At 75.4% G+C, this 17,086-nt stretch carries 14 protein-coding genes; 8 read left to right on the top strand and 6 right to left on the bottom strand.

The genetic code is table 11. The annotated features are described in order from the left end of the window. Positions 1 to 7: 7 nt before the first annotated feature. Positions 8 to 1,993 carry an alpha-amylase family protein gene (locus H6H00_RS21805; RefSeq protein ID WP_221775623.1) on the bottom strand — a complete coding sequence of 662 codons (1,986 nt, stop codon included), beginning with the start codon at positions 1,991 to 1,993 and terminating at the stop codon, positions 8 to 10. 93 nt (positions 1,994 to 2,086) lie between these two features. Here H6H00_RS21805 and H6H00_RS21800 point away from each other — a divergent pair, with 93 nt between their 5' ends. Continuing rightward, complete coding sequence (locus tag H6H00_RS21800) at positions 2,087 to 3,382, top strand: ABC1 kinase family protein (protein WP_185717584.1); 1,296 nt, start codon at positions 2,087 to 2,089, stop codon at positions 3,380 to 3,382. Between the two features lie 22 nt (positions 3,383 to 3,404). Here H6H00_RS21800 and H6H00_RS21795 read toward each other — a convergent pair whose 3' ends face one another. After that, entirely contained in the window at positions 3,405 to 4,202 is a 798-nt protein-coding gene (locus H6H00_RS21795; RefSeq protein WP_185717583.1) for an intradiol ring-cleavage dioxygenase, read from the bottom strand. 77 nt (positions 4,203 to 4,279) lie between these two features. Here H6H00_RS21795 and H6H00_RS21790 point away from each other — a divergent pair, with 77 nt between their 5' ends. Next, positions 4,280 to 5,170: a hypothetical protein gene (locus tag H6H00_RS21790; RefSeq protein ID WP_185717582.1), complete on the top strand. Its 891-nt coding sequence runs from the start codon at positions 4,280 to 4,282 to the stop codon at positions 5,168 to 5,170. 68 nt (positions 5,171 to 5,238) lie between these two features. Next, positions 5,239 to 6,225, top strand: coding sequence for a ferritin-like domain-containing protein (locus tag H6H00_RS21785; RefSeq protein ID WP_185717581.1), 987 nt, complete (start codon positions 5,239 to 5,241; stop codon positions 6,223 to 6,225). Between the two features lie 55 nt (positions 6,226 to 6,280). Here H6H00_RS21785 and H6H00_RS21780 read toward each other — a convergent pair whose 3' ends face one another. Continuing rightward, a complete protein-coding gene (locus H6H00_RS21780; protein WP_185717580.1) occupies positions 6,281 to 6,643 on the bottom strand; it encodes a hypothetical protein in 363 nt (120 codons plus the stop codon). 52 nt (positions 6,644 to 6,695) lie between these two features. Between H6H00_RS21780 and hrpB the strand changes: the two genes are divergently transcribed. The 3 genes from hrpB to H6H00_RS21765 all read left to right on the top strand — a co-directional run bounded on the left by hrpB (position 6,696) and on the right by H6H00_RS21765 (position 11,175). Continuing rightward, on the top strand, positions 6,696 to 9,212 hold the full coding sequence (gene hrpB, locus H6H00_RS21775) for an ATP-dependent helicase HrpB (protein ID WP_185717579.1): 2,517 nt from the start codon (positions 6,696 to 6,698) through the stop codon (positions 9,210 to 9,212). 87 nt (positions 9,213 to 9,299) lie between these two features. Next, on the top strand, positions 9,300 to 9,734 hold the full coding sequence (locus H6H00_RS21770) for a DUF6319 family protein (protein WP_185717578.1): 435 nt from the start codon (positions 9,300 to 9,302) through the stop codon (positions 9,732 to 9,734). Positions 9,735 to 9,744: 10 nt separating this feature from the next. Next, on the top strand, positions 9,745 to 11,175 hold the full coding sequence (locus H6H00_RS21765; protein ID WP_221775622.1) for an SDR family NAD(P)-dependent oxidoreductase: 1,431 nt from the start codon (positions 9,745 to 9,747) through the stop codon (positions 11,173 to 11,175). On the opposite strand, the gene glgX is transcribed toward H6H00_RS21765, so the two are convergent. From glgX to H6H00_RS32425, 3 genes are all read right to left on the bottom strand, one after another. Continuing rightward, positions 11,176 to 13,284, bottom strand: a complete 2,109-nt coding sequence (gene glgX, locus H6H00_RS21760; protein ID WP_185717577.1) for a glycogen debranching protein GlgX — start codon at positions 13,282 to 13,284, stop codon at positions 11,176 to 11,178. It abuts the gene before it with no gap. Between the two features lie 68 nt (positions 13,285 to 13,352). Continuing rightward, the gene (locus tag H6H00_RS21755) at positions 13,353 to 14,048 is read right to left on the bottom strand and encodes a DUF4333 domain-containing protein (RefSeq protein ID WP_185717576.1); all 696 of its coding nucleotides are present in this window, start codon (positions 14,046 to 14,048) and stop codon (positions 13,353 to 13,355) included. A 127-nt stretch (positions 14,049 to 14,175) separates the two neighbouring features. Next, positions 14,176 to 15,312 carry a CaiB/BaiF CoA transferase family protein gene (locus H6H00_RS32425; RefSeq protein ID WP_185717575.1) on the bottom strand — a complete coding sequence of 379 codons (1,137 nt, stop codon included), beginning with the start codon at positions 15,310 to 15,312 and terminating at the stop codon, positions 14,176 to 14,178. A 72-nt stretch (positions 15,313 to 15,384) separates the two neighbouring features. Between H6H00_RS32425 and H6H00_RS32420 the strand changes: the two genes are divergently transcribed. Together H6H00_RS32420 and H6H00_RS21740 are read left to right on the top strand one after the other, a co-directional pair. Next, complete coding sequence (locus H6H00_RS32420; protein ID WP_185717574.1) at positions 15,385 to 16,209, top strand: hypothetical protein; 825 nt, start codon at positions 15,385 to 15,387, stop codon at positions 16,207 to 16,209. Between the two features lie 57 nt (positions 16,210 to 16,266). Further along, entirely contained in the window at positions 16,267 to 17,058 is a 792-nt protein-coding gene (locus tag H6H00_RS21740) for a siderophore-interacting protein (protein ID WP_221775620.1), read from the top strand. The last annotated feature ends 28 nt before the right edge of the window (positions 17,059 to 17,086 follow it).

Here is a 17,086-nt window from a genome sequence, read left to right as displayed (position 1 = left end):
GCCCTGCCTACGGCTCGGCGAGCCAGACGAAACCCAGCGCGGGCACGACGAGCCGGCCGTCGTGCACGAGCAGCGGGCCGTCGCTCGACAGCACCGTGTCGAGCGCGCCGAACCCGTCCAGGACGTGCGCGTCGACCGTGACCGGGTGCTCGGCGACGTTGACCATCCCGACGAAGTGCCCGCTGCGCGGGTGGCGGCGGTGCCAGGCCAGCACGTGCGGCGAGTCGACGTCGAGCGCCCGCCCCCGCCCCGCCGCGTGCAGCGCGGGCAGCGACGCCCTGGCCGCGGCCAGCGCCTTCGTCCAGCCGAACACCCGCCCCTCGACGGTGGCCGGGTCGTGGCGCAGCGCGGCCGCGGCGTCGTCGAAGTACGGGCGGTGCATCCAGCGGTTGTCGCCGGCGAGCGCGGGGTCGTCGAGGTAGGTCGTGTCGTTGCCCTGGGCCAGCTCGTCGCCCATGTAGAGCAGCGGCACCCCGCCCCAGGCGAACGTGACGGCGTGCAGCAGCACGAACCGGCGGATGCCGGCCTCCAGCGCGGCCGCGTCGCCCCGCTCGCGCGCCTCGCTGATCCCGCACAGCGCCGCGGTCGATCCGGAGATGCGGGCGTCGCCGGTCTCCGGGTTCTCCCCGAAGCGGGCGCCGCGGGCGAAGGACAGCGGGAACTCGCCCGCGTAGAAGGCGTTGAGGAAGTCGCGGTGGGCGTGCGGGTCGTAGCCGACGGCCCGCGCGTCGACGTCACCGACCGCCCAGCCGATGTCGTCGTGGCAGCGCACGTAGGTGGCCCAGGAGGTCTCGGGCGGGATCGGGCGCAGCCGGCGCAGCGACTGCACGGCGAGCCGGGCGTCCTTCGTCGCCAGGCTCGACCACAGCATCACCATGAGCTGGTTGTGGTAGGCCAGCTCGCACTCGGGGCGGTACCGCCCGGACCGTTCGTCGCCGTGGGCGCCGAGGTAGGCGACGAGCTCGTCGGGCGCCACGATCGCCTCGGCCTTGAACACCGTGGCCGGGGCGGCGAGCTTCACCGCCGCGTGCAGCGCCTGCACGATGTCGTGCACCTCGGGCTGGTTCATGCACGAGGTGCCCAGGCGCTTGCCCATGAACGGCACGGCGTCCATCCGGAAGATCTCGACCCCGCGGTTGGCCAGCCACAGGATCTCCTCCAGCATCGCGGTGAACACGCGCGGGGTGGAGTAGTCGAGGTCCCACTGGTAGTCGAAGAACGTGGTCCACACCCAGCCCGTGCCGGGCACCTCGGTGAACGAGCCGGGCGCCTGGTCGGGGAAGACGTCGGTGATCGTCTCCTCGTAGGCGTCGGGCAGCGTGCGGTCCGGGAAGGCGAGGTAGAAGCCCTCGTACGCGGGATCGCCCGCCAGCCAGGCGCGGGCCCAGGCGTGCTCGCGGGCGGTGTGGTTGAGGACGAGGTCGACGCACAGGCTCATGTCGCGGGCGCGCAGCTCCGCGGCGAGGTCGGACAGGTCGTCCATGGTGCCCAGGCGCGGGTCGACGGAGCGGTAGTCGGCCACCGCGTAGCCGCCGTCGTTGGCGCCCTCGCGCGGGGCGAGCAGCGGCATCAGGTGCAGGTAGGTCACGCCCAGCTCGGCGAGGTGGTCCAGGCGGGCGGGCAGCGCGTCGAGGGTGCCGGCGAAGCGGTCGGTGTAGGCGACGTAGCCGACCATCCGCTCGTGCTGGAACCAGCCCGGGTCGACCTCCCGGCGCCGGTCGACCGCCCGCAGGTCGGCCGGGCGCTGCGCGGCCGCGCGCAGGGCCAGATGCACGATCATCGCGGCCAGCCCGTCGGGGTCGGGGTAGAGCGCCGACAGCGGCACGTGCACGTCGGCGAACCAGCGGTCCAGCCGGGCGACGAACCCGACGGCCTCGACCGATCCGAGGCAGCGCCGGGCCTCCTCCACGACGCCGGGGCGCAGCCGCGCCAGCGCGTCGGCGGCACTGCGGGCCCGTTCGCCGTCGGACCGGGCGGCGGCAGCTGCGATCACCGGCCCATCCTGCCAAACGGGCGTGCTGGCACCACCCGCGGAACGGGTACCCGGGTCCTTCACCCGTCGGTGGAGCGGCACCAGGATTCCCCCATGACCACCGTGATCGGCCGCCGGGCGCGGCTCGCCGCCGTCCCCCTGTCCTTCGGCGGGCGCGCGGTCGCCGGCTGGGGTCGCCGCCTCGCCGGCGCCGACGCCGACGCCGTGTCGGCCGACGTGCTGGAGCGCAACGCCGAGCAGCTCTTCGCCGTGCTCGGGCAGCTCCGGGGCGGGGCGATGAAGGTCGGGCAGGCGCTGTCGGTCTACGAGCCGATGCTGCCCGCGGAGTTCGCCGAGCCCTACCGCCGGGCGCTGACCCGCCTGCAGGCCGCGGGCCCCGCGATGCCGGTCGCCGACGTGCACCGCGTCCTGGACACGCAGCTGGGATCGGCGTGGCGCACCCGGTTCCGCGAGTTCGACGCCGAGCCCGCGGCCGCCGCGAGCGTCGGGCAGGTGCACCGCGCGGTGTGGCACGACGGCCGCGCGGTCGCCGTCAAGGTGCAGTACCCCGGCGCGGGCGACGCGCTCGACGCCGACCTGCGCACCCTGGAGCGGTTCTCCCGGGTCCTCACGATGATCGTCCCCGAGCTGGACGCCCGCGCGGTGCTCGCCGAGCTGCGCCGCCGGATGCTCGACGAGCTCGACTACCGCGCCGAGGCCGCCCACCAGCGCGTCTTCGCCGCCGCGTTCGACGGCGACGAGCACCTGGCCGTCGCGAAGGTCGTCGCGTCGGCGCCGCGGGTGATCGTCTCGGAGTGGCTCGACGGCGAGCCGCTGGGCGTCGCGATGACCCGGGACACCGACGCGGCGCAGCGCGACCGGTGGGCGCGCACGATCGTCGAGACGATGTTCTCCACCCCCGCCCGCCTCGGGCTGCTGCACGCCGACCCGCACCCGGGCAACGTCCTGGTCCTGCCCGACGGGCGGCTCGGGCTCGTCGACTTCGGGGCGGTCGCGGAGCTGCCCGACGGCGTCCCGCCGGTGCTGGCCACGATCCTGCGGCACGTCGCCGACGGCGACGCGGACGCCGCGGTGGCGCTGATGCGCGCGGAGGGTTTCGTCGCGGGCGAGGTGGCGGCGTCGGACGTGCTGCGGTTCGTCGGCGGGCTGGCCGACCCGTTGCGCGAGCCGCGGTTCCGGTTCCACCGCGCGTGGCTGGCCCGGCACGGCGCGCGGGTGACGGACCTGCGCGGCCGGGCCTACCGCGAGACCGGGCGGGCACTGTCGCTGCCGGCCGGGCACATGGTGGTGGTGCGGGTGCTGTCCGGCTGGTGCGCGGTGCTGGCCCAGCTCGACTGCACCGTCGACGCCCGGGGCCTGGCGCGGGAGTGGCTACCGGGCTTCCGCTGAGCGGGTCCCGGGCGGGTCCGGATCAGGCGTCGATCCCCACCGTCAGGGTCGCGGTCATCCCGGCCGTCACGTCGCCGGTGACGGTCGCGAGCTGCGTGGCGTACCCGTCGGCGAAGACCGTGTCGCGGTCCAGCGAGGTCCGCGCGAGGTTCCGCACGCTCGACTCGTAGCCGGTCGTCGCGTAGACGAGCTCGCAGGCGTCCTGCGGGAGCGCGAGCTGCGTGGTGACCGTCGCGTTCTCCGGGGTCGTGGCCGACGCGAGGTCGGGGTAGACCTCGAGGTGCGCGTGCGGCCAGCGTCCCGAGTACGCGGCCGGGAAGACCGTCGTGAACGTGACGCGGCCGTCGGCGTCGGCGGCCTGGACGCCGCGCAGGTAGTTCTGGTCCTCGACGTCGTAGAGGGAGTACCGCCCGTCGCGGTCGCAGTGCCACAGGTAGACCGTGGCGCCGGGCAGCGGGGCGCCCGTCGCGGTGTCGACCAGCGCGAGCGTGATCGTCAGCGGCACGCCCTGCGCGGTGCCCGACAGCGACCCGAAGCTCGACCGGATGTCGCTGCGCACGACGCCGCTCTCGGTGAGCACGTTCGGGCCGTTGGAGCCGTCGCCGGGGTACGGGCCCGCGGTCTCCTCGGGGATCTCGGCGGCCGAGCCCGTCGCGGTGCCGGTCGCCGTGCCGGTCGTCGCGGTCGTGCCGGTCGCCGCCGACGCGCAGCCCGCCAGCGCGAGGGCCCCGGCGCCGGCGAACAGGCCGAGCAGGCTGCGGCGTCCCATCAGGCGGGGCAGGTCGTGGGCCAGGCCGAGATCGTGTTCGTGTTCGCTCATGGCCCCGAGCCTGGCGCGCGGCCCTGTGGGCCCGCTGTGCGCCCGCTGTGCGGCGGTTTCGTTCTAGGGTCCTCCCCGTGGACCTGGACGAGCTGGCCGACGCGCTCTACGCCGCGCCGCCCGCCGACTTCGTCGCCACGCGGGACGAGGCCGTCCGGGCGGCGCGCGAGCGCGGCGACAAGGAGTTCGCGACGGCCGCCGCGCGCCTGCGCCGCCCCACCCGCGCGGCGTGGCTGGCGAACCTGCTGGCCCGCCACCGCCGCGACCAGCTCGACGGGCTGCTCGGGATCGCCGCGAGCCTCGCCGACGCCCAGCGGACCCTCGACGGGGCCGCGCTGCGCGCGCTGTCGTCGCAGCGTCGCAAGCTCGTGGCGGGGATGGCGCGGGAGGCCGGCCGGCTGGCGCGCGAGGCGCACGAGCCCGTCAGCGACTCCCTGCTGCGCGAGCTGGGCGACATCCTGGAGGCGGCCCTCGCCGACCCCGTCGTCGCCGACGAGGTCCGGTCCGGTCGGTTGACCCGCACGATCACCTACTCGGGCTTCGGTCCCGGGTCCGACCCCGACGCCGTCGTGCAGCGGGCGGCGGAGAAGGCGGCCGCTCCCGAGCCCGCCGACGCGGCGGAGCCCGCGGAGGCGGAACCCGCGGAGGACCCCGCCGAGGTCGCCCGCCGCGAGCGCGAGCGGGCGGAGCGCCGCCGCGACCTCGCCGACGCCGAGGCGATGGAGGCGACGGCCCGGGAACGGCGCGACGCGGCCGAGGCCGAGCACGAGCGGGCCGAGCAGGAGCACGAGCGGGCCCGCGAGCGCGTCGCGTCGCTGACCGCCGAGCTCGACGCCGCCCAGCGCCACGAGCGCACCGCGGCCGCCGACAGCCGGGAGGCCGCGGCCGCGGCGCGGGCCGCGGCCCGGGAGGCGGGCACCGCCGCGACCCGCACGGCGCGCGCCAGGGCGCGGGTCGAGGAGGCGTGATCGGCTTGTGCGGGCGGACACACCGTGACGAGGTGTGAGCCCCCCGTCGCCCCGGACACCCTCTGGACATGGATACCCGCACCGTCGTCCCGACCCTGATCACCCAGCTCCGCGCTCTGCAGCAGCTCACCCAGACCGAGGCGCAGATCGCGAAGGTGCGCGTCACCCAGGCCCGGACCGAGGCCGTGCGGCGTGAGCTGCGGCAGAACGGCGCCAACGCCGAGCGCCGCACCGAGCGCATCAACGACGAGCTGCGCCGCGTCGGCGGCGTGCCCGACGTCGTCACCCCGGCCATCGGCCGCGTGCTCGCGCTGGTCAAGTCCACCGTCGAGCAGGGCCAGCCCCTCGACGAGGCGCTGCTGGGCGACCTCACCCTCGAGCACCAGCTGCTCGACCGGGCCCGCTACGTCCGCACGCTGGCCCGCCGCGCCGAGCGCGTCTCGACCGAGCGCCTGGCCGACGACCTCGTCACCGCGCACGAGGCCACCGTCGAGTGGCTGACGACCGTGCTGGCCGAGGAGGCCATGGGCGGGGTCACCGCGCTGGTCGCCACGCCGCTGCAGCGCGTCGCCGGTGGCGTCACCCGCGTCGTGAGCCTGCCGACGCGGTTCGCGATCGAGCGGTTCAACCAGGCCGTCGCCGCCGTCTCGCGCACGGGCGAGCAGGTCCGCGACTCCGCCGAGGACCTGGCCCGCGAGACCGCCTCCACCGTGACGCGCATCAGCACCGGCGCCCGTGAGGTCGCCACCGCCGGGCGCGACGCCGCGCTGGGCCGCGCCGAGCAGGTCGCCCGCCGTGACGGCGCCGACGACACCGCGCAGGCCGTCCACGAGACGCGCCGCAACCTGGGCACGCTGCGCGCCTCGGAGCTGCCGGTCCGCGACTACGACGAGCTCAACGCGCAGGACGCGATCTCCGCGATCCGCGAGCTGACGACGCCGGAGGACATCACGGCCGTCGCCACCTACGAGGAGAACCACAAGAACCGCGCGGGCGTCGCCTCCGCCGCGCAGACCCGCTACGCCGCGGTCGCGAAGGACGAGGCCGGGGTCTGATCCCTGGTCGTGCGGAGCGGGGCACCACCGTCGGTGGTGCCCCGCTCCCGTGCGTTCAGCGCCGCGCGGCCAGCAGGCCGAGCACGTTGAGCGCGCCCCAGCCCAGCCCGACGCCGATCGCCTTCTTCTTCGCGTCGCGGTCGTCGTTGGGCGACAGGGCGAAGGTGAGCGCGTCGCCGAGGTCACCGGCGATCCGGGCGGCGACGGCGAGCTGCAGCGCCGGGCCCGCGGGGGCGGCGGCCATGGCGATGCCGTTGGCGAGGTCGCGGACGCCGACCGCGCGCACGAGGATCCCGACCGGGGCGGGCGGCTCGTCGCCGGAGAGGCCGGCGGGCTTGGCGAAGATCGCGGGCCGGACCAGGGTGGACAGGCCGTAGGCGGCGGTGAGCACGCCGAGCGTGCGAGGGAGCCAGGTCATGGCCCGATCCTCGCAGCAGCCCCGCACCACCGCTCGGGGAGACTGGTCCGCGATGGACCTCCCCGATCTCCCGGTGCGCGCGGCGCTCGACGAGATCACGGCGACCCTGGCCGCCCACGGCTGCGCGGTGCTGGTCGCGCCCCCGGGCACCGGCAAGACCACGCTGGTGCCCCTCGCCCTGCTGGCCCTCGACGGCCGGGTGGTCGTCGCCGAACCCCGCAGGCTCGCGGCCCGGGCCGCCGCCGCGCGGATGGCGCACCTGCTCGGGGAGCCGGTCGGCAGGACCGTCGGGTACTCCGTGCGCGGCGACTCCCGCACGTCGGCGCGGACCCGGATCGAGGTCGTCACCTCGGGGCTGCTGCTGCGCCGCCTGGCCGCCGACCCCGAGCTGACCGGCGTCGGCTCCGTCCTGCTCGACGAGTGCCACGAACGCCACCTCGACGCCGACCTGCTGCTCGCCCTGCTGCTCGACGCCCGCGACGGCCTGCGCCCCGACCTGCGGCTGCTCGCCACGTCGGCCACGGTGGCGACGGGCCGGCTCGCCGAGCTGCTGGGTGATGCCCCGGTGCTGCGGGTGCAGGCGCGGACGTTCCCGGTGACGGTCCGCCACGATCCCCCGCTGCGCGGCGAGCGGATCGAGGGCACCGTCGCGCGCGCGGTGCGGGCGGCCCTGGACGGCGGGGACGGCGACGTGCTCGCGTTCCTGCCGGGCGTCGCGGAGATCCGGCGGACGGCGTCCGCGCTGTCCGGCGTCGACGCCGACGTGCTGCCGCTGCACGGACGGCTCCCGGCGGCCGAGCAGGACGCGGCGCTGCATCGACCGGCCGGGGGCGTCGGGTCGCGGCGCCGGATCGTCCTGGCGACGGCGGTGGCCGAGTCGAGCCTGACCGTGCCCGGCGTGCGCGCCGTCGTCGACGCCGGGCTGGCGCGGACGCCGCGGGTCGACCACCGGCGCGGGCTGGCCGGGCTGGTCACCGTCCGGGTCTCCGACGCCGTGGCGCAGCAGCGCGCCGGGCGGGCCGGACGCGAGGCCCCGGGGCGGGTGCACCGCTGCTGGCCCGAGGGCGAGCTGCTCCCCCGCTACCCCGAGCCGGAGATCCGCACCGCCGACCTCACCCGCCTGGCGCTGGACCTCGCCTGCTGGGGCACCCCGGACGGCGGCGGTCTGCGCTGGTGGGACGCCCCGCCGGAGGGCCCGCTGCGCGCCGGGCAGGAGGTGCTGCGCGCGCTCGGCGCCCTCGCCGCCGACGGCACGGTGACCGACCGCGGCCGGCGGATGGCCGGGCTGGGCCTGCACCCCCGCCTGGCCCGGGCCCTGCTCGACGGGGCCGCGCTGGTCGGCGCCCGGACCGCCGCGGAGGTGGTGGCCCTGCTCGACGACGACACCCTCGGCTCCGGGGCCGACGCCGACACCGAGCTGCGCCGCCTGCGCGACGGGTCCGCCCCGGGCAGCGGGCGGTGGCGCACGGAGTCCGCCCGCCTGCGCCGGCTGGTCGACCCCGGCCGCACGTCGGCACCCTCGTCGGGGCGTTCCGGGGCGGACGACCACGAGCACCCCCACGACCACGCCGCGCTCGTCGTCGCGCTGGCCCATCCCGAACGGCTCGCCCGGCGCCGCCCGGGGGACCCCGCACCGCCGGTGCAGGGGCGACGGCCGGAGCGGGGCGCGCTGTACCTCATGGCCGGGGGCACGGCGGTCGCGCTGCCGCCCGGCAGCCCGCTGGCCGCGGCGCAGTGGCTGGCCGTCGCGGTCGCCGACCGGGCGCCGGGCGCGGAGAACGGGACCGTCCGCCTCGCCGCCGCGGCCGACCAGGAGCTCGCCGAGCTCGCGGCACCCGCGCTGCTCGTCGAGGCCGACGAGGTCCGCTGGGACCGGGGCGACGTCACCGCCCGCCACGTCCGGCGCCTCGGCGCGATCGTCCTGCACGAGCGCCGGCTCGACCGCCCCGACCGCGACCTCGTCCGCGCCGCGCTCCTGCAGGGTCTGCGCGCGGAGGGACTGGGACTGCTGCGCTGGTCGGACGGGGCGAAGCGGCTGCGCGACCGGCTGGCCACCCTGCACCGGGTCGTCGGGGACCCGTGGCCGGACGTGTCCGACGAGGCCCTGCTCGCCGACCCCGACCCGTGGTGGACGGGCCCGTTCGCGAGAGCCCGCTCCCGCGCCGACCTCGGCCGCATCGACGCCGGGCCGGTCCTGCGCTCCCGGTTGGACTGGCGGCACACGAGCACCCTCGACGAGCTGGCCCCGGAGCGGATCACCGTGCCGACCGGGTCGTCGGTCACGCTGGACTGGTCGGGCGACCAGCCGGTGCTCGCCGTCCGGCTGCAGGAGTGCTTCGGCTGGACCGCCACCCCGACCGTCGCGGGCGGGCGGCTCCCGGTGGTGCTGCACCTGCTCTCCCCGGCCGGGCGCCCGACCGCCGTCACCGCCGATCTCGCGTCGTTCTGGACGACCGGCTACCCGCAGGTGCGCGCCGAGCTGCGCGGGCGCTACCCGAAGCACCCGTGGCCCGAGGACCCCCTCGGCGCGGCACCGACCCGTCGTGCCGGTGGGCGTCCGCGGCGATGACGGCCTCGCCCGGAGCCGACTCCGTCGAACATGTGTTCTAGCATCACCATGGATCGCCGACCGTCACGAGAGGGAACCCGCCGCGAGATGACCAGCCCGACCGAGACCAGCGTCCCCACCCCGGCTCCCGCCGACCCCGCCGCCGACGCCCCGGCCGCCGACGCCCCGGCCGAGCCGGAGAAGCGCCGCCGCGGCCGGCCGAAGGGCTCCACCTCCACCGCCCGCACCACGCGCGTGGTCGAGCTGACGCTCACCGTCAGCGGCACCGCCGACGGCGAGTGGCAGGCCGACCTCAAGCAGGGCGCCACCTGGCTCACCCGCGGGCTGCCGGTCACCGCGGCCGCCGTGTCCCGGGCGGCCGCCGAGCTGCACCCGGAGGTCGCCGGCCCGATCGACTCGGTGATCGGGGCCGCGCGCGAGCAGCGGGCCGCCCGCGTGGCCGCCCTGGAGGCCGAGCTCGAGCAGGCGCGGAAGGCGCTGGCCGAGATGGACGACGCCGGGACGCCGAACCCGGGCACGTAACCTCTACGGCGTGTCCATCGACCCCGCCGACCTGGAGACCTGCCTGCGGGTGCTCGACCAGGTCACCGACCTCGAGCCCGAGCACCCCGACGCCGTCGCGATCCGGCGGGCCACGGCGGGGATCTGGAAGTCCGTCAAGATCGCCCGCCGGCACGCGAAGCGCGACGCCGTCGCCGCAGCGGACGACGCCGTCACCGCGGCCACCGCCACCGGCGCCCCCGGCCGGATCGACGACGAGACCGCCGGGCTGCCGCTGGTGTCCAGCGCGGTCGGCGCGAGCGCGGGCACGCTGCTGCGGTCGCGGGCCTGCTACACGTGCAAGCGGCGCTACCACGTCGTCGACGCCTTCTACCACCAGCTCTGCCCGCCGTGCGCGGCGCTGAACCGCAGCCGCCGCGACGCCCGCACCGACCTCACCGGTCGCCGCGCCCTTCTCACCGGCGGCCGCGCGAAGATCGGGATGTACATCGCGCTGCGGCTGCTCCGGGACGGCGCGCACACCACGATCACCACCCGCTTCCCGCACGACGCCGTGCGCCGCTTCTCCGCGATGGACGACAGCGCCGACTGGCTGCACCGGCTCCGCGTCGTCGGGGTCGACCTGCGCGACCCGGCGCAGGTGGTCGCGCTCGCCGACACCGTCGCCGCCCAGGGCCCGCTCGACATCCTGGTCAACAACGCCGCCCAGACCGTCCGCCGCTCCCCCGGCTCCTACTCGGCGCTGGTCGAGGCCGAGCGCGCCGCGCTGCCGGAGACGCCGGTCGAGGTGATCACGTTCGACCACGTGAGCGACGCCCACCCGGCCGCCCTCGCGGGGAGCCTGCAGCACCAGAGCCCGCACCCGATCCTCGACGGCGCCGTCGCCGAGCTGGCGCTCGCGGCCCGCAGCGCGTCACCGGAGCGGATCGCCGCCGGCACCGCGATCGACGCGGGCGGCCTGCTCCCCGACACCGCCCCGGTGAACAGCTGGACCCAGCACGTCGACGAGATCGACCCCCTGGAGCTGCTCGAGGTGCAGCTGTGCAACCAGACGGCGCCGTTCATCCTGATCGGCCGCCTGCGCCCGGCGATGGCCGCCGCGTCCGCCCGCCGCAAGTACGTCGTGAACGTCAGCGCGATGGAGGGTCAGTTCAGCCGCGCGTACAAGGGTCCCGGCCACCCGCACACGAACATGGCCAAGGCCGCGCTGAACATGCTCACCCGCACCAGCTCCGGGGAGATGCTGGAGTCCGACGGGATCCTGATGACCGCCGTCGACACCGGCTGGATCACCGACGAGCGCCCGCACCCCACGAAGCTGCGCCTGGCCGAGGAGGGCTTCCACGCCCCCCTCGACCTGGTCGACGGTGCCGCCCGCGTCTACGACCCGATCGTCCGCGGCGAGGCGGGCGAGGACGTGCACGGGTGCTTCCTCAAGGACTACGCGCCCACCGACTGGTGACTAGTAGCGGCACTGCAGGACCTGCATCGCCCGTGCCGGGATCCGCACCCGGCCCCCCGGCGACGGGTGGCGGCGCCGGGCGTTGGCCAGCAGCGGGTCCGCGGTGTCGACGACGACCTGCCACGCCCGCCCGTAGGACTCGTCGGGCAGCGTGAACGACACCTGCTGGTGGTGGGCGTTGATCAGCAGCAGGAACGAGTCGTCGACGATCTGCTCGCCGAGGTCGTCGCGCTCGGGGATGCCCTTGCCGTTGAGGTACACCCCGATGCTGCGGGTGCCGGAGTTCCAGTCCTCGTCCGACATCTGCTGCCCGTCGGGCCGCAGCCAGGCGATGTCCTCGATGCTGGACCCGGTGATCGCGCGCCCCTGGAAGAACCGCCTGCGCCGGAACACCGGGTGCGCCTGGCGGAGCTTCGCCACGCCCGCGGCGAACTCGGTGAGCACCTCGTGCTCGCGCGCGTCCTCCCAGTCGACCCAGGCGATCTCGGTGTCCTGGCAGTAGACGTTGTTGTTGCCGTGCTGGGTGCGGGACAGCTCGTCGCCGTGGGAGATCATCGGGACGCCCTGGCTGAGCAGCAGGGTCGCGAGGAAGTTGCGCTTCTGCCGCTCGCGCAGCACGTTGACCTCGGCCGACTCGCTCGGCCCCTCCTCCCCGCAGTTCCACGAGCGGTTGTGGCTCTCGCCGTCGTTGTTGTCCTCGCCGTTGGCCTCGTTGTGCTTCTCGTTGTAGGAGACCAGGTCGTTGAGGGTGAACCCGTCGTGCGCGGTGACGAAGTTGATCGAGGCGATGGGGCGGCGGCTGTCGGCCTCGTAGAGGTCGGAGCTGCCGGTGAAGCGGGCGGCGAACTCGCCGATGCTCGCTGGCTCGCCGCGCCAGAAGTCGCGGACGGTGTCGCGGTACTTGCCGTTCCACTCCGTCCACAGCGGGGGGAACCCGCCCACCTGGTAGCCGCCGTCGCCGACGTCCCACGGCTCGGCGATCAGCTTGACCTGGCTGACGACCGGGTCCTGGTTGACGAGGTCGAAGAACGCCGAGAGCCGGTCGACCTGGTGGAACTCCCGCGCCAGCGACGACGCGAGGTCGAACCGGAACCCGTCGACGTGCATCTCGGTGACCCAGTAGCGCAGCGAGTCCATGATCAGCCGCAGCGACTCGTGGTGGCGGACGTTGAGGCTGTTGCCGGTGCCGGTGGTGTCGAAGTAGTACTTCTCGTCGCCGTCGACGAGCCGGTAGTACGCCTGGTTGTCGACGCCGCGGAAGGACAGCGTCGGGCCGAGGTGGTTGCCCTCCGCGGTGTGGTTGTAGACGACGTCGAGGATCACCTCGATGCCCGCGCGGTGCAGCGAGCGCACCATCGTCTTGAACTCCTGCACCTGCTCGCCGCGGGTGCCGAAGCAGGCGTAGCCGTTGTGCGGGGCGAAGAAGCCGATCGTGTTGTAGCCCCAGTAGTTGCGCAGGCCCTTGTCGTCGAGCGTGGAGTCGTGGACGAACTGGTGCACCGGCATGAGCTCCAGCGCCGTCACCCCGAGCGACTGCAGGTGCCGGATCATCGCCGGGTGCGCGAGGCCCGCGTAGGTGCCGCGGACGTCGTCGGGGACGTCCGGGTGGCGCATCGTCATCCCCTTGACGTGCGCCTCGTAGATGACGGTCTCGTGGTACGGGATCTTCAGCGGGCGGTCGTCGGCCCAGTCGAAGTAGGGGTTCACGACGACCGAGGTGGCGGCGTAGGGGGCGGAGTCGGCGTCGTTGTAGGAGTCCGGGTCACCGAAGTGGTAGCCGAACAGCGCCTCGTCCCAGGTGTTCTCCCCGTCGACGGCCTTCGCGTAGGGGTCGAGCAGCAGCTTGGAGGGGTTGCAGCGCAGGCCGGCCGCGGGGTCGTGCGGGCCGTGCACGCGGTACCCGTAGCGCTGGCCGGGCCCGCAGCGCGGGAGGTAGCCGTGCCACACGAGCCCGTCGCGCTCAGGGAGGGGGAGCCGCGTCTCGACCCCGGCGTCGTCGACGAGGCACAGCTCGATGTGGTGGGCGACCTCCGAGAAGATCGCGAAGTTGGTGCCGCCACCGTCGTAGGTGGCACCGAGGGGATAGGGCTTACCGGGCCAGATGTGCACGAACCATCCCACCATCGCGGGGGCCCGGCCGCTGGACGCAGCGGCCGGGAGTGCCCCCGGTCACCGCGTCAGAGGATCTCGTAGGCGATGGTGCCCGCCTCGTCGACGGTGAGGGTCACCTGCGCGGTGAGCGACGGGTCGGCGACGTTCGCGGCCCCGCACGAGATCGGCGCGCCCACGGCGTTGACCAGGACGGTCTGCTCCTCGGGCGTGCAGGCGACGACGACCTCCTCGCCGACGTCGGTGCTCAGCAGCGCGGACGCGGCCGACTCCAGCTCGGCGACGAGCAGGGTGCGGTCGTGGAAGATCGTCAGGTTGCCCTGGTCGTCGTTCTGGCGGACGGTGTAGCTCAGCGGCTGCCCGTCCAGCGTCGCGGTGCAGGTGGTGCTGGCGCCCACGACGACGTCGATCGTCTCCGGGCACACCACGTCGACCGGCACGATCCCGACCTCCTCCTGCGTGACGCGGACGATCTCGCCGCGGACGTCGTCGACGTCGAGGCGCTGCGGGGCGAGCAGGAACACCGCGGCGGCGCCGATCGCGCCCAGCAGCACGAGCGCACCCAGCACGACGGCGACGACGAGGCCGGTGCGCCGGCGCCGCGGCGGGGGCGCGGGCGGGGTCCACTGCGGGGGCGGGTACCCCCCGTTCCCGAACGGCGGGGAGCCGAAGGGCGGGGTGCCGGGCGCGAACTCGGGGTGGCGCTGCGCGGGGATCTGCTGGGGTCCGGCGAAGTTCGGGACGACGGTGGTCGGCTCGTACACGGTGGCTCTCCTGGGGTCTCGGTGCTGTACGCAGATAAACACTCGTCCCCGGGCGCCCTCCCGGACACGGTGCCTCCAGGTCGGCCGGGGTCGTGCCAGCACCACCCCGGCCCGTCGGACCGGCCCGTCAGGCCGGCTCGTCCAGCCAGGCCAGGATCGCGTCGGTGTGCTCGCCGACGCCGGGGATCGGGTCCAGCCGCGGCGGGCGCCCGGGCAGCGTGATCGGCGGGAGCACGGTGCGCACCGGCCCGCCCGGGGAGTCGACGGTCACCCAGCGGTCGCGGGCGGCGAGCTGCGGGTGGTCGAGCACCTCGGCGACCTCGCGGCGGCGGCCGTGGGCGATGCGGGCGTCCGCGAGCCGGTCGACGAGCTGCGACCCGGTCAGCCCGTCGAGCACCGCGTCGATCTCGGCGTGCAGGGCGGGGCGGTGCTCGACGCGGCCCGCCCCGGTGTCGAAGCGCGGGTCGACCGCGAGGTCGGGGCGCCCCAGCACGCCCGAGCAGAACGCCGTCCACTCGCGCTCGTTCTGGATCCCGAGGACGACCTCGACGCCGTCCCCGGCCCGGAACGTGCCGTACGGGGCGATCGCGGCGTGGCTGGTGCCGGTGCGCGGCGGCGGCGCCCCGGTGCCCGCGGTGTACTGCAGCGGGAACCCCATCCACTCCACGAGCGCGTCGAACAGGCTGATCTCCACGTGCGTGCCCGCGCCCGTGCGCTCGCGGTCGTAGAGCGCGGCAAGGACGCCGGAGAACGCGTACATGCCCGCCCCGATGTCGGCGGCCGGGATGCCCGCCTTCGCCGGCTCCTCCGCGCTGCCGGTGACCGAGACGAGCCCGGCCTCGGATTGGATCAGCAGGTCGTAGGCCTTCGCGTCGCGGTAGGGGCCGTCGGGGCCGTACCCGGAGATCGAGCAGGTGATCAGCCGCGGGTACCGGGCGCGCAGGTCCGCGGCACCCAGCCCGAGCCGCTCGGCGGCGCCGGGGGCGAAGTTCTGCACGAACACGTCGGCGCGCTCCAGCAGCCGGTGCACGGTCGCGGCGTCGGCCTTGAGGTCGACCGCCATCGACTCCTTCGACCGGTTCAGCCACACGAAGTGGCTTGACTGGCCGTGCACCGCGGTGTCGTAGGCGCGGGCGAAGTCGCCCTCCCCCGGCCGTTCGATCTTGATGACGCGGGCGCCCAGCTCGGCGAGCTGGCGGGTGGCGAACGGCGCGGCGACCGCCTGCTCGCAGGAGACGACCAGGATTCCATCGAGGGGCAGCACGGGCCCATCATCCCTCCCGCCGTCAGGGCGGTCCCATCGACACCGGCGGGTGCCGAGGATAGCCTCACCAACATGACGCGGACGCTCACCACGGATCCCCTGCGGGCGACCGTCGCCCGGCTCGACACGGCGATCGGGTGGCTGAGCCTGCGCGTCGGGCTGCCGGCGGACGCGTCGACCTGGACGCTCTGCGCCGACGTCGACGCGTCCTACCTCGCCGACTGGGAATCGCGGATGTCGGGCGCCATCGCCCGCACCTACGGCCGCACGCACCCCATGACGACCAGCGGGTTCTGCCTCGACGGCTACGCCGCGATCCCCGGCGGCGTCGGCGGTGCGGCGTTCCGCCTGGCCCGGCGCGTGCCCCGCCTCGACCGCTCCTCGCTCGCGTTCTCCCGCCACCCCGCGGAGCACCACCCCGACGGCATCGCCCTGCTCGACCCCCGCTTCTGGTGCCTGCCCGACGACCCCGACGCCGACCACCCGGCCGCCACCGTCGTCGACGACGAGGCGGCGCTGGCCGCGGAGCTGCGCCGGCAGGTCCGCGCGCACGCCGACGACTTCCTCGCGGGCTACCGCGGCGGCGCCCGCCTCCCCCGGCGCGGGCTGCTCGGCTCGTTCTACGACGCCCTCGACACCGGCGTCTGGTACGGCGGCGACCCCGACGATCCGGGCGTCGTCGGCGAGGGCGCGGTCGTGCTCCCGGGAGCGACGGCGCAGTTCGCGGACGCCTCGTCGCTCCACCGCCTCGTCGACGCCCGCGACCGCGCGCACGTCGCCCGGCGCCGCGTCGGCTGCTGCTACTACTTCAAGGTCTCCGAGGACGGCCGGCCCTGCTCGACCTGCCCGCGCGTCGACGACGCCGAGCGCGTCCAGCGCTACGCGGAGATCGACTGACGTCCCCTCGCGCATACGAGTAAGGTTGTCCTTACTTCCGGCGAGTAGGAGATCCGCGTGTACGGACGAGTGGAGCAGGTCGAGCAGCTGACCCCGCACCTGGTGCGCGTCGTGCTCGGGGGTGACGGGCTCACGGGGTTCTCCGCGGGCGAGTTCACCGACCACTACGTCAAGCTCGCCTTCCCCCCGCCGGGCGCGCCCTACGCGGTGCCGTTCGACGCCGCCGAGGTGCGCGCGACGCTGCCGCGCGACCAGTGGCCGGTCCAGCGCACCTACACCGTGCGCTCCTGGGCCGACGGGCGACTGACGATCGACTTCGTCGTGCACGGCGACACGGGCGTCGCGGGGCCGTGGGCGCGGTCGGCGCAGCCCGGTGACCTGGTCGCCCTGCGCGGTCCGGGCGGCGCCTTCGCGCCCGACCCCGACGCCGACTGGTACCTGATGGCCGGCGACGAGAGCGCGCTGCCCGCGATCGCCGCCTCGCTCGCCCGCGTTCCGCGGAACAGGCCGGTGCACGTCTTCCTCGAGGCCGACGGCCCGGCCGACGAGCTCCCGCTGTCCTCCCCCGGCGACCTGCACGTCACCTGGCTCCACCGGGAGGCCGACCCCACCGCCCCCGACCTGCTGCTGCGGGCCGTCGAGAAGCTGGAGTTCCCGCCCGGGCGGGTGTGCGGGTTCGTGCACGGCGAGGCCGTCGCCACCCGCGCGCTGCGCAAGCACCTCCTCGCCGAGCGCGGCGTGCCGCGCGACGCCCTGTCGATCTCGGGCTACTGGCGGCGCACGTTCACCGAGGACGGCTGGCAGTCGAGCAAGGCGGAGTGGAACAGGGCCGTCGAGCAGGACGTCTGACCGGACCGGCACGCCCACCGGACCGGCG

It is taken from the genome of Pseudonocardia petroleophila (genome assembly GCF_014235185.1).
Classification (GTDB): Bacteria; Actinomycetota; Actinomycetes; order Mycobacteriales; family Pseudonocardiaceae; genus Pseudonocardia; species Pseudonocardia petroleophila.
Note: the sequence above shows the minus strand (reverse complement) of the source record. Positions and strands in the feature narration are given on the sequence as shown.